Genomic DNA, 13,642 nt, shown 5'->3' on the forward strand with positions numbered 1-13,642 from the left:
TAATACAAACAAGAGAACGATATGACCTTAGCGCTAAATCAATTAAATTTATCTCAAGTCGCCAGTAATAAAGAAATTTCTGTCCCTCAATACGATAGAGAAAGCACTGAAATTGGTATTGTTCATCTAGGTCCTGGGGCTTTTCACCGTGCACATCAAGCGTTTTATACTGAAAACGCAATGAATTTATCTGGCGGGAACTGGGGTATTTGTGGGGTATCGCTTCGCAGTGCAACCGCACGAGACGTTTTAGCAAAACAAGATAATTTATACACCTTAGCAATTTTAGATAAAAATATTAGTTATCAAGTCATCGGCGCCATCAAAGAAGTACTTGTTGCTAGCGAGCAAACAAACGACGTAATTACGCGTATGTCTGCAGCGAGTACAAAACTTATTACCTTAACGATTACAGAAAAAGGTTATTGCTTAGCTGCAGACGGTTCTTTAGATTTAGACCATAGCGATATTAAACATGACCTAGCAAACCCAAGCGCCCCAGTGAGTGCTATCGGCTTTATTGTTGAAGCTCTAAAACTTCGTAAACTTAATAGCATTAATGCCTTCAATGTTCTCAGTTGTGATAACGTTTCTGGTAATGGTGACAAATTACGACGTGCTGTTTTAGATTACGCTGAACAATTTGATGCAGACCTTAAAGACTGGATAGATACTAATGTTGCCTTTCCAAATGCCATGGTTGATAGCATAACGCCGAAAACTGAAAACTACACTGTTGAGTCAGTTTCTAAGGCCGTCGGCTTACAAGACAATTGGCCAATTCAAAGAGAAGAGTTTACCCAATGGGTTATTGATAATAACTGGCAAGGCGAACGACCAAATTGGGAAGATGTTGGTGTTATATTCACCGACGATGTTGAAGGCTTTGAGAAAGCAAAGTTAAGATTACTGAACTGTTTACATTCAACTTTAGCTTACGCGGGTTCTTTAGCAGGCTTTGAAACTGTATTTGACGTAACTAGTGATAAAGGCTTTTATCAGTTTATTAGCAAACTTGCCTCAGAAGAAATTATTGGTTCTTTTAAACCTCCCAAAGAATTAAATGTCGAGATTTATAGCCACGATATTATTCAGCGTTTCTTAAACCCTAATATTCGCCACTTATTAGCACAAATAGCCTTCGACGGTTCGCAAAAAATACAAATGAGAATATTACCAACCATCGAAGATAACTTACTCCTAGGTCGTTCAACAACGTTACTTTCTTTGTCATTAGCTTGCTGGTTCGAATTTATTTGCCAAGCTTTAAAGTCAGGTAACGAAATAATAGACCCAATCGCGAGTACATTTACTCAAATGCCTCACTTACTCAGTAATGACGTAATGGAAGTTGTTGAATCTTTTTTAAGTATTGAGTCAATTTTTGGTCAAACATTCAAAGATAACACACAACTCAAAGTCCAATTAGCTGACAGTTTATCAGCGTTACGCATTGGCGATATCAAAAACATTAGCAACATTGTAGATAAATTGTCTGCTTAAAAAGCACTTTTGATTGTACTTTAAGCAATTAGTAATTTTAATTTGAAGAACGGGTATTTATGAAACTATTAAATCAAACCTCATTCACTCTCCCATTTACAGCAAAAAAATGGCTAGGAGCTATCAGCATCGTTTTGTTTGCGTTAGTGGGTAACACACAATTGGCGATGGCAAAAACTAGTCCTAATCTAGTGATAACCGTTGCAGATGTTAAAAACATGCGCGCGGCTATAAAAGATGAAGGGCAATTTAAACGTACTTTTCTTGCCAGTAAAGCCTCTGTAGATGAACAAATAGCGCAAAAAATTACCGTACCACAGCCAAAAGATGGCGGTGGTGGTTATACGCATGAACGTCATAAGAAAAATTACAAGTTAATGTACGATGCCGGTATTATTTTTCAACTAACTCAAGATGAAAAATATGCTAACTATGTGCGTGATATGCTGCTGGTTTATGCCGACCTCTACCCTACTTTACCGCTTCACCCGAAAAGAAAAATGGGCAAACAAAGTCCTGGTAAATTATTTTGGCAAAGCCTAAACGAAGCAATGTGGTTAGTTTATACCAGTCAGGCTTACGACTTAATTTTACCTGCATTAAATGCCGACGAAAAAACTAAAATTGAAACAGGTTTATTTCGCCCTATTGCTAAATTTTTGTCTGTAGAGTCACCTCAAACTTTTAACAAAGTACATAATCATGGCACATGGGCAACCGCTGCTGTTGGTATGACAGGCTATGTATTAGGTGAGCAAGAATGGGTAGAACAAGCGCTTTATGATCTTGATAAATCAGGAAAGGGTGGCTTTTTAAAACAGTTAGATGAGTTATTTTCTCCGCAAGGCTATTACAACGAAGGTCCCTATTATCAACGTTATGCGTTAATGCCATTCGTTACTTTTGCCAAAGTCATTCAAGCAAACCAGCCTGAACGTAAAATTTTTGAATACCGTGACGGTATTCTATTAAAAGCCATTGATACCACCATTCAGTTAAGCTACAACAAGCTATTCTTCCCAATTAATGACGCAATTAAAAGCAAAGGCATAGACACAATTGAATTAGTCAACGGTGTAGCTATTGCCTATGGCTTAACAGGTGATGCAGGCCTGCTCGATATTGCTAAACAGCAAAATGAAATTATATTAACCGGTGAAGGCTTAAAAGTAGCACAAGCATTAGACAAGCAGCTTGAAAAACCTTATCAGTTTAAATCTGTCGCGTTTGGTGATGGTAACGACGGAAAACAAGGTGCATTGGTGATCATGCGCCAAAACGTTGCCGGCGAGCAAGCGGTTTTATTCAAACCTACAGGACAAGGCTTAGGTCATGGCCATTTCGATAAACTTACGTGGCAGTTTTACGATAAAGGCGCTGAAATAGTGTCAGATTATGGCGCCGCAAGATTTTTAAATGTCGAAGCAAAGTTTGGTGGTCGATACTTACCTGAAAATCAAACCTGGGCAAAGCAAACCGTTGCTCACAATACCGTAGTGGTTGACGAAAAGTCACACTTTAATGCCGATGTTAAAATGGGTAATGCTAATCACCCTGAATTATTATTTTTTGAAAAAAATGATCACGTCATTATGAGTTCAGCAACCATTAATAGTGCATACAAAGGCGTTGCTTTAAAGCGTACTATGGCGTTAATTAAACTACCGCTAAAACTTAAATCAGGATTAGAGCAATCATTAGTTGTGGATGTATTTGATATAAAGTCAAAAGAAGCGCATCAATATGATTTACCGGTTCATTATAAAGGTCACTTAATTAGCACTGACTTTGATTTAGACACACAGCTAACGAGCTTGCCTGTTCTAGGTAAAGAGAATGGTTATCAGCATTTATGGTTAAAAGCACAAGCACAACCTGAAGCAGGTTTATCTCAAATTACTTGGTTAAACGATAATGGCAGGTTCTATACTAGCTCAGCCGTTATGGATGGTGATTCATCTTTAATTTTCACTCAAATTGGTGCGAACGATCCGCTATTTAACTTACGTAATGAAAATGCTTTTATTAACCGAAAATCCGAGGCTAAAAATCATACTTTTGTCAGCGTGTTAGAGCCTCATGGTGAATATAACCCATCCAAAGAATTTACTATTTCTGCGGTTAGTTCAATTGAAAAACTGACACATAAAAAAGTCAATAATATTGATGTAATTGAAATTAGCATTGTCGGTAACCAACACTATTTGTTGGCGTTTAACTCAGCTGATAAAATTAAAGCAAAGCAATTAAACAGCTTTTCACATAACGGTGAAAATTATAAATTTAATAGTCGCTTTAAACTGTTCACAATAAACAGCTCACATTAAACGGTAAATAGTTAAAGTAATAACCAGTAACCGCTACCTACATGTAAAGCAACGGTTACTGGTAACATTTCGTATAACTTCTGCAGTGTTAGCCACAATAAACATGACATACTTTTAACAAGTTTCCCTTTTCCAAAAACATTTCCTTTTGGTTATAACCTTTTACTTTATTAATCTTGTTTATCAAAGCGGCTAAAGCAACTTCCTAAAGTTGTGTAGTACAAATGATAGCTTTAACACCATATTCATCACTTGATTATTTTACAATCTTTCCTTATTTAATACTTGTTAACACAGAGCGCTGAATATCATTTTCTGTTAGTATCATTTTAAATAATTAAATTACTTACCCTAAACTATATAGTTGATAATAAATCACCGTTTTCATCATATATTAGCGCCCTATTTAGTCTACGTTGACAACATAGGTAAATCGTTAATCTTTGTTCGCTTTGCTAACATTGAATAAGTAGAATAAATATCAACATTAAATACAAAGCTTTAGTACACAACTCAACCGATAAAAATATAAAACATGAATGAATCAGAACTTTCTAAACACACCCCTATGATGCGTCAGTACCTGACAATTAAAGCCGAATTCCCTAATATTTTAATTTTTTATCGTATGGGCGATTTTTATGAGCTGTTTTTTGACGATGCTAAAAAAGCATCTGATTTAATCGATATTTCATTAACTGCGCGAGGAAAAACCGGTGGCAATGCTATTCCAATGGCTGGTGTCCCCTATCATGCGGTTGACGGTTATTTAGCTAAATTAGTCAAGCTAGGTGAGTCTGTCGCTATTTGTGAGCAAATAGGTGATCCCGCGACAAGTAAAGGTCCAGTCGAACGTAAAGTTGTACGTGTTGTAACCCCTGGTACGGTTAGTGATGAAGCCCTGTTAAGCGATCGACAAGACAATTTAATTGTGGCAATTCATCAAACATCACAGGGTTTTGGTCTCGCTTATTTAGACATGACTAGTGGACGATTTGTATTAGTAGAGCCAAGAACTGAAGAGCAAGTGCAAGCAGAACTTCAGCGATTATCGCCAGCTGAATTACTCTATCCAGAATCTTTAGCTGCCAACAGTGTCATTGCTGGTCGCAAAGGTTTACGACGACGCCCTGATTGGGAGTTTGATTTAGAAACCAGTAAAACCCTGCTAAATAAACAATTTGGTACTCAGTCACTGTCAGGTTTTGGTGTTGAAGATAAACCTTTAGGTATTGCGGCAGCAGGCTGCTTATTTCAGTATGTAAAAGATAGCCAGCGTATTGCATTGCCACATATTAGATCAATTATTGGTGAAAGCGCCTCAAGTGCCGTTATCCTCGACGCTGCGACTCGTCGCAATTTAGAATTAACGCAAAACTTACAAGGTGGCAACGAAAACACCTTAGCTGCAATTCTTGATAAAGCAGCTACACCTATGGGTTCAAGGTTACTAAAGCGATGGTTGCATTTTCCTCTACGCGAACTTGAAGTTTTGAATAATCGCCAGAGTGCAATTGAAGATATATTACAGCAAGACTTATCGTTTGAGCTCAACACTAACTTAAAACAATTTGGTGATATTGAACGCATCGTGGCACGTATCGCTTTGCGCTCTGCTCGCCCTCGTGATTTTGCACGTTTGCGTAATGCATTAATACATTTGCCTGAACTACAGACACTTACTACAAGCTGCTCACAAATACACTTAGCTGCATTGATTAAGCAATGTCAGCCTATTCCTACAATACAAGCATTATTAGAAAGTGCCATTGTAGAAAATCCGCCTGTACTTATTCGTGACGGCGGCGTTATCGCTGCTGGCTATAATGCCGAATTAGACGTATTGCGAGACTTAAGCGATGGGGCAACAGAATTTTTAGCACAACTAGAAGCACGTGAAAAAGAGCGTACGGGTATTCAATCATTAAAAGTTGGCTACAATAAAGTACATGGTTTTTATATCGAAATGAGTCGCAGTTCAGCAATTGATGTACCCGATGATTATATTCGACGACAAACGTTAAAGAATAACGAACGCTTTATTACTAACGAATTAAAACAGCATGAAGAGAAAGTGCTCTCAGCGCAAAGTAAGTTTCTGGCGCTTGAAAAACGCCTATATGATGCCTTATTTGATCAAATACTGCCTGAGTTAGAGAAACTGCAACTGCTAGCGCAATCGCTGTCTGAGATTGATGTATTAAATACTTTTGCCGAACGTGCAGAAACTTTAAATTATGTAAAACCAATATTACAAGCAGATAGCGGTATTAATATAGAGGCAGGTCGACATGCGGTTGTTGAACAAATGACCACAGAACCTTTTATCGCCAACCCAGTGATATTAAATAACCGTCGTGAGATGTTGATTATTACAGGTCCTAACATGGGCGGTAAATCGACTTATATGCGCCAAACTGCATTAATCGTTCTACTGGCACACATAGGTTGTTATGTACCGGCTAGTGCTGCAACTATAGGTATGGTTGATAGAATTTTCACCCGTATCGGTGCTTCTGATGACTTAGCCAGCGGTCGCTCTACCTTCATGGTAGAGATGACTGAAACAGCCAATATTTTACATAATGCCACCAATAAAAGTTTAGTCTTATTAGATGAAATTGGCCGAGGAACCAGCACCTATGACGGTTTATCACTCGCTTGGGCTTGTGCTGAAATGCTGGCGATCAAAACTAAGGCCTTTACGCTTTTTGCTAGCCACTATTTTGAATTGACTTTACTTGCCGATCAAATTGAGACACTCGCAAATGTTCATCTAGATGCTGTTGAACATGGGGACAGTATTGTTTTCATGCACTCAGTACAAGAAGGCGCTGCAAGCAAAAGCTTTGGCTTACAAGTTGCTCAACTTGCTGGCGTTCCAAGAAGTGTTATTCAACGAGCAAAACAACGCTTAGCTGAGCTTGAAAGCATGCAAGCTCCTTCTATTATGACTAACGAACCCAAAGCATTTGAACAGTTATCTTTAATGGATAATAAACACCCTGTAGTCGAAGAGTTGAGTGAAATAGATGTTAACGATTTAAGCCCTAAAATGGCCTTAGATTTACTGTATAAGTTAAAAGGCTTACTGTAAGAATCCGCAAGTTAATAGCCTAACTTTGCAGCCGAGAAATGTAATATCTTCAGTTTAATTTTGACCTAAAAAAACCAGCAATTGCTGGTTTTTATTTAATACTAATATAAAAGTTAAATGGGTAACTTTATACTTGAAATAAGGCTTCAATAGATAAGTTTTGTTGACTTAATATATCCCGCAAACGTTTAAGTGCCTCGACTTGAATTTGGCGAACACGTTCACGTGTTAAACCTATTTCAACACCAACATCTTCTAAGGTTGCAGGTTCATAGCCTAACAAACCAAAACGTCTTGCCAACACTTCACGCTGTTTAGAGTTAAGCTCATTTAGCCAATCAACAATGCTATGTTTAATGTCGTGACTTTGTAATTTTGTTTCTGGACCGCCACCTTTTTCATCAGGAATAACATCAAGCAGAACTTTTTCACCTTCACCACCAAAGGGTGAATCTACTGAAGCAATACGTTCATTCAGACGTAGCATTTTACTGACACTCTCTACTGGAACGTCAAGCGCTAAGGCGATATCTTCTGCGGTGGGTTCATGATCAAGTTTTTGCACTAATTCACGGGCTGTGCGTAAATAAATATTAAGTTCTTTAACCACATGAATAGGTAAACGGATAGTACGAGTTTGATTCATAATAGCGCGTTCAATGGTTTGACGAATCCACCAAGTAGCATAAGTGGAGAATCTAAAACCACGTTCAGGATCAAATTTTTCAACCGCGCGAATCAGGCCTAAGTTACCTTCTTCAATAAGATCTAACAGCGGTAAGCCACGATTATTATAACGGCGTGCTATTTTTACAACTAAACGGAGATTACTTTCTATCATACGTTTACGTGAGCGTTCGTCACCTTTTAGAGCAAGGCGAGAAAAGTAGACTTCTTCTTCGGCGGTTAATAGGGGGGAAAATCCGATTTCACTTAAATATATTTGCGTTGCATCTAGACTGGAAGGTGCTTCTTCGGGCATATCTACCTTTGTATTTGTTGGCTTTTCCTTAACCGCAACATCAGAACATGCTATTTCTTTTTTTATACCCATGTTATATCTCCCTTTTTTAGCACAAGCTAAATTACTGACTAATTATTCACGTTGACTCCAATCTATTTTTGATAAATTTTTATTATTATTTCGGCAAATACTTCATTGGATTAACTGATTTTCCGCGAAAGCGAACTTCAAAATGAAGCATAACTCTTTCAGCGTCAGTATCTCCCATTTTGGCAATCACTTGACCGGCTTTTACAACTTGCTGCTCTTTCACTAGAATACGATCGTTATGGGCATAAGCGCTAAGATAATCTTCGTTATGTTTAACGATGACTAACTGACCGTACCCCTGTAACGCACCGCCGGCATAAACTACTTTACCGTCTGCAGTTGCTTTTACCGAATCACCGCGTCGCCCCGCAATGTCGATTCCTTTATTACCTTGTTTTGCTGAGGAAAACTTACGAATAACCTTTCCTTTTGCAGGCCACTGCCATGTTCTTATTTTTTGAGAAAATGCAGTGTTTGGTTGTTGAGCATTGTTGCTTGTTTTTCGCTCAACTACATTTCCACCATACTCCTGCTTTTTCTTCTGTGCAATAGGTTTTGTTATAACTTTTTGTTTTGTTGATTTATAGCTTTTAGTCTTAGTAGTACTAACACTTGGTTTGCTCGAAGTTTTAGTTAAAAATAATTTTTGTTGCGGATATATATTGTATGGCGCTTTAATATTATTAATGCTGGCCAAGGTGCGCACATCAACATCAGCGCGCCAAGCAATTGAATATAAAGTTTCGCCTTTTTTGACTATATATTCACTACCACTAACGCTGTTTTTTAACCGTTGACTTAGCGGAAGGGATCCTTGAACGTCAACAACAGGTGCAGGTTTACTTCGAGTTGAACAGCCATTAATAGCGAACATCAGCAATAACACCAAAATATTATTAGCGTTAAAGAAGTGACCCTGCATCCATTTCGTCATAATTAACCTAACATCTGTTAGCGTGTCGCAATATAGGCAACAACAATGGCAATAACAACAAGCCAACCTAAAACGTCAACCCACTGCTTAAGCTTTTTCTCCATCGCCGCTCCGCCCCAACGAATAATACCGGCAACCATAAAAAAACGCATGCCACGACCAACGGCAGATGCAATTAAAAATGGCAAAAATGCCATATTTAAAAAGCCAGCACTTACGGTAAATAGCTTATAAGGTATTGGAGAAAAACCAGCAATAAATACCACCCAAACACCCCATTCACTGAACCATAACATGGCTTTATCGAATCTGGCTTGGTAGCCAAATTCAGTGATCAATGGCTGTATCCAAGGGTCAAACATTAAATAGCCTAAACCATATCCGACAATACCGCCTAACACTGAAGCAATGGTAGTGATAGTAGCGAAACGCCATGCTTTTTCGCGTTGCGCCATCACCATAGGCGCTAGTAGGACATCAGGAGGAATCGGAAAAAACACCGACTCTGCAAAAGTTAATACTGCTAAAATTCTAGGGGCAAATTTATGCTCTGCCCATTTAAGTGTCCATTCATATAATGCAGAAAATATTTTCACAAACTATCCTAAAGCGCCAGGTACAAGAGGAACAAAACGAACAGCTTCAATTTGCTGTTCTTTAAATTCATCACCATGACGTGTAATTAATTTCAAAACTTGGCTTTGCTCGCCAACGGGAATGATTAAACGACCACCATCGGCAAGTTGTTCCAACAAGGCTGGCGGTACTTCAGTTGGAGCAGCAGTGACGATAATTGCTTGGAATGGCGCTTTGCTTTGCCAACCTTGCCAACCGTCGCCATGTTTCATCGAAACATTGTGCAGGTCCATTGTGCGCAATCTGCGCTTAGCTTGCCACTGTAATGACTTAATACGCTCAACTGTAAACACTTTAGATGTTAACTGCGCCAAAATAGAGGTTTGGTAACCTGAGCCGGTCCCTATTTCGAGGATACTATCTGGTACACCATCAGCTAGCAATAATTCTGACATTTTTGCTACGATATAAGGTTGTGATATGGTTTGCCCTTGGCCAATAGGCAATGCCGTATTGTCATAAGCTTTATGTGCTAAAATTTCGGGCACAAATATATGTCGAGGAGAGCTTGCAATAGCCCTTAATACTTGTTGATTTTTAATGCCTTCAACCAGTAATTTTTGTGCCAGTAATTCTCCACTACGACTCGACTTTCCACTGATATTACTGCCCACTCTGGCATTGATATTACTTTGTCTCATATTGAAAGTTCATTAATCCATTCTGTCATTTTTGCCAAGCTCTTATAAGCGGTCATATCGATCGTTAAGGGAGTAATCGAAGCATAGCCATTGGCTATCGCATGAAAATCAGTGCCTACACCAGCGTCAAGCTCTTGTCCTAATGGACCGTACCAATAAATATCACGTTGCCAAGGATCTTTCACCTTTTTCATTGTTTCCGCTTTATGGCGGTTACCTAAGCGTGTTACTTGAATGCCTTTGAGTTGTTCAAGTGGCACATCAGGTACATTAATATTAATAATTTGATCGCTAGGCAGCGGATGCAGCTTTAAACGCTCAATAAATTTGGCCGTAACAACCGCCGCTGTTTGAAAGTGCTTAGGCTCTGAAGAGACTAATGAAACCGCTATCGCTGGCATACCTAAGTGACGCCCTTCTGTTGCGGCTGCTACCGTACCAGAATATATAGTGTCATCACCTAAATTAGCACCATGATTAATACCCGCTACAACTAAGTCAGGTTGTGGCTTCATTAATTGTGCTGCGCCTAAGTGAACAGCATCAGTAGGTGTACCATTAACCGAAATAAAGCCATTTTCTAAAGTATGAGCACGTAATGGGTTCAGCAATGTTAAGGAGTTACTTGCACCACTACAATTTCTATCAGGTGCAACTACGGTGACATCAAAAAATTTTGCTAATTCATCAAAGAGGACTTTAATGCCATCTGCATGAACACCGTCGTCATTACTCAGTAATATTCTCATGTTCTATTTGTTAGCTCCGCATTATGGTCTTTTGTTTTAACTTCAGCTTTAATTTCAACTGTTGAACTGCTTCTTGTGCTGACATCAACTCGCTCAGTTAAATCGGTATAATCGATAAGTTCTCGCATAATGGTGGTGGCATAGGCACCTGAGCTTAAGAAGAATGACAAGGTTACAACATCGTTATCGACTTTAATTTCGGTGTCTTTAATAATTAACCGAATACGTCGGCGCTCTTGCTTTAAACCAAAACGAGGTAACCCTTCACAAAAAGCTTGTTGTCCATCAGCAATACTTTGCTCAAAGGCACGCGCATCATCAGTAGTCATGAGTTCGCCAGCGCCCCACATTGGCGCAGTTATATCGAGATCATGTTCAACAAGGCGTGTTGTTAAACTTTCATCAGTAAGATCTCCGCGAAATACAGACTGTGTACCCGCCAACATTAATACATCACCATTAATTATGCTGTCGAATGTTTTTTGTTCAATACGCTGGCTGATCATTTGGTTGAAAATTAACGAGCGAGCGGCAGATAAATACATACCACGTTTTTTCTTATCTTTGACTTTTTGACCTGAAAACAACCCCATGGCTTTTTCAATGTTACCGCCATTAATACCAAAACGTTGTTCACCAAAGTAATTGGGTACACCAAAATTGCTCACTACGTGCCAACGTCTAACAAGTTCATCAATGTCTGTTACATCACGTAAGGTAATTTCAAAACGATTACCGTCTAAACCGCCTATACGCAGTTTTTTGTTATGTCGCTTTGATGATAAAACTTCTACACCTTCAATATTCAAGTCAGTTAAGTCAAAAATTTGCTTACCGGGAACATGCACACCAAACCACTGTTCGGTTACCGCAAAGCGATCTTTTAAGCCGGCATAAGAAACTAAAGATTCGTTCACTGAAAAATAGTGTGCTAATTGTTTAGCAACAAATGCGGTATTGGCACCCGTTTTTCGAATATGAATAAAAAGGTGTTCGCCCTCTCCGCAAGGTTCAAAGGGTATTTGCTCAAAAACTTTAAAATCTGATCTGTGCTGTCGCAATAAACCCGTGGACTTAGGTTTACCATATAAGTATGAAAATTCAGGTAATGGTGACTGGCTTTGCTCAACCGGTTTCACTTCATTTTTAATTGCGGGTTTAGTTGCTGTTTTTATTTTGTTGTTATTGTCAGTTTTCATTAACAACACGACAGCATGAACTGAAACACCTTCCTTGCGGCCAACATAACCTAGTTTTTCAGTGGTGGTTGCTTTGACATTAACTTGCTCAATGTCGGCTTGTAAATCTTCTGCCAAACATTCACGCATAGCGACAAGATGCGGCGCCATTTTTGGTGCTTGGGCACAAATAGTAATATCTGCATTACCTAAGCTAAACCCTTTTTCTTGCATTAAGCCAACAACATGACGTAATAAAATTCGACTCGAAATATTTTCGTAGTCACCATCGGTATCAGGAAAATGATTGCCAATATCTGCCAAACATAATGCCCCTAAAATGGCATCACATAGCGCATGAATAGCAACATCACCATCAGAGTGAGCAATAAATCCAAACTCATACGGAATAGCAACACCGCCTAAGATTAGTGGACCTGAACCGCCAAATTGATGAACGTCGAAACCGTGACCTATTCGCATATTGCCTCTGAAGCTAAATTGTTTTTTTGTTGATTTAGAATAAACTCAGCTAAAGCTAAATCTTCTGGCTGAGTAATTTTTATATTATCGCTACTCCCCTGAACCAAGCCGCTAGCATAACCTAGGGCTTCCATCGCAGAAGATTCATCGGTAATACTTATGTTGCTTGCTAATGCCGAAGTAATTGCGTTGATGAGTTCATGTGTTTTATACATTTGAGGGGTAAGCGCATGCCACATTTGGCTGCGATCTAATGTAGCAGCGACCACTTGTGAAGCATTTGCTTGTTTCATGGTGTCGCGGACTGGTGTGGCTAAAAGGCCACCGTGATCGATGGCAAGACAATAGGTAATTAGCCGTGTTAAATCTTGGTGTTGAATACAAGGTCTTGCAGCATCATGCACCAAAATCCACTTTGCTTGTGCTGCGTTTAACTGCTTTAAACCAGCAAGTACTGAATCAACACGTTCTTTACCACCAATAACACAAGTAACACTTTGATTATTTGCTAACCCTGTACTGGGAAAATAATCATCGTTTTCACCCAAGGCAATAATGACATGACCAATCGATGGGTGGCTAAGTAAACGCTGAACGGTATGTTCTAAAATGGTAATATTATCAATGGTTAAATATTGTTTAGGACAAGCTGAAAGCATACGTTTACCAACACCTGCAGCGGGCACGACTACGGTAAATTGCCCATTAGCATTGTTCATTATCGCAATTTTTCCTTTTCGTCAGCATCATCATTAGGGATAACACGAAAAAATGTTTCACCTTGTTTGATCATACCTAACTCATGGCGTGCACGCTCTTCAATCGCTTCGGTACCAGATTTTAGATCATCGGTATCGGCATAAAGTAATTTATTACGTTGTTTTAGCTTATTATTATTAGCTAATTGTCGACTGACCTCTTCTTCCAACGCTAAATAATCAGGCACACTGTTTTTACCAAACCAAAGTCGGTATTGTAAAAGCACAAGAAAAAGTATTAAAACTGCCGTGATCAGCCGCATAAAGTATCTAAAGTCGAAA

At 38.9% G+C, this 13,642-nt stretch carries 11 protein-coding genes and 1 pseudogene; 3 read left to right on the forward strand and 9 right to left on the reverse strand.

The window, feature by feature from the left end:
* Window positions 1–21 precede the first annotated feature (21 nt).
* The 3 genes from DBO93_RS13905 (at window position 22) to mutS (ending at window position 6,927) form a co-directional block, all read left to right on the forward strand.
* Window positions 22–1,503: a mannitol dehydrogenase family protein gene (locus DBO93_RS13905; RefSeq protein WP_108456874.1), complete on the forward strand. Its 1,482-nt coding sequence runs from the start codon at window positions 22–24 to the stop codon at window positions 1,501–1,503.
* Window positions 1,504–1,562: 59 nt separating this feature from the next.
* Window positions 1,563–3,830 (forward strand): heparinase II/III family protein, encoded by a 2,268-nt coding sequence (locus DBO93_RS13910; RefSeq protein WP_108456875.1) that lies wholly within the window; start codon window positions 1,563–1,565, stop codon window positions 3,828–3,830.
* 535 nt (window positions 3,831–4,365) lie between these two features.
* A complete protein-coding gene (gene mutS / locus DBO93_RS13915) occupies window positions 4,366–6,927 on the forward strand; it encodes a DNA mismatch repair protein MutS (RefSeq protein WP_108456876.1) in 2,562 nt (853 codons plus the stop codon).
* A gap of 127 nt (window positions 6,928–7,054) precedes the next feature.
* Here the strand turns inward: mutS and rpoS are convergent, their stop codons facing one another.
* From rpoS to ftsB, 9 genes and pseudogenes are all read right to left on the reverse strand, one after another.
* Entirely contained in the window at window positions 7,055–7,981 is a 927-nt protein-coding gene (gene rpoS, locus DBO93_RS13920) for an RNA polymerase sigma factor RpoS (RefSeq protein WP_108456877.1), read from the reverse strand.
* An 85-nt stretch (window positions 7,982–8,066) separates the two neighbouring features.
* Entirely contained in the window at window positions 8,067–8,915 is an 849-nt protein-coding gene (locus DBO93_RS13925; RefSeq protein ID WP_239058998.1) for a peptidoglycan DD-metalloendopeptidase family protein, read from the reverse strand.
* Window positions 8,916–8,932: 17 nt separating this feature from the next.
* On the reverse strand, window positions 8,933–9,511 hold the full coding sequence (locus DBO93_RS13930; protein ID WP_108456878.1) for a YqaA family protein: 579 nt from the start codon (window positions 9,509–9,511) through the stop codon (window positions 8,933–8,935).
* 3 nt (window positions 9,512–9,514) lie between these two features.
* A complete protein-coding gene (locus tag DBO93_RS13935) occupies window positions 9,515–10,192 on the reverse strand; it encodes a protein-L-isoaspartate(D-aspartate) O-methyltransferase (RefSeq protein ID WP_108456879.1) in 678 nt (225 codons plus the stop codon).
* Window positions 10,189–10,941, reverse strand: a complete 753-nt coding sequence (gene surE / locus DBO93_RS13940) for a 5'/3'-nucleotidase SurE (RefSeq protein WP_108456880.1) — start codon at window positions 10,939–10,941, stop codon at window positions 10,189–10,191. Before surE ends, DBO93_RS13935 begins: the two co-directional genes overlap by 4 nt.
* On the reverse strand, window positions 10,938–12,140 hold the full coding sequence (gene truD, locus DBO93_RS13945) for a tRNA pseudouridine(13) synthase TruD (RefSeq protein WP_108457857.1): 1,203 nt from the start codon (window positions 12,138–12,140) through the stop codon (window positions 10,938–10,940). The genes surE and truD overlap by 4 nt, the downstream gene beginning before the upstream one ends.
* A pseudogene (gene ispF, locus DBO93_RS18795) lies at window positions 12,138–12,602 on the reverse strand (2-C-methyl-D-erythritol 2,4-cyclodiphosphate synthase); the annotation flags it as partial. The gene truD and the pseudogene ispF, both read right to left, overlap by 3 nt.
* Entirely contained in the window at window positions 12,593–13,321 is a 729-nt protein-coding gene (ispD, locus tag DBO93_RS13950) for a 2-C-methyl-D-erythritol 4-phosphate cytidylyltransferase (protein WP_108456881.1), read from the reverse strand. The pseudogene ispF and the gene ispD, both read right to left, overlap by 10 nt.
* A complete protein-coding gene (gene ftsB, locus DBO93_RS13955; protein ID WP_108456882.1) occupies window positions 13,321–13,623 on the reverse strand; it encodes a cell division protein FtsB in 303 nt (100 codons plus the stop codon). Before ftsB ends, ispD begins: the two co-directional genes overlap by 1 nt.
* Between the last annotated feature and the right edge of the window lie 19 nt (window positions 13,624–13,642).

Source organism: Colwellia sp. Arc7-D, assembly GCF_003061515.1.
Lineage (GTDB): Bacteria > Pseudomonadota > Gammaproteobacteria > Enterobacterales > Alteromonadaceae > Cognaticolwellia.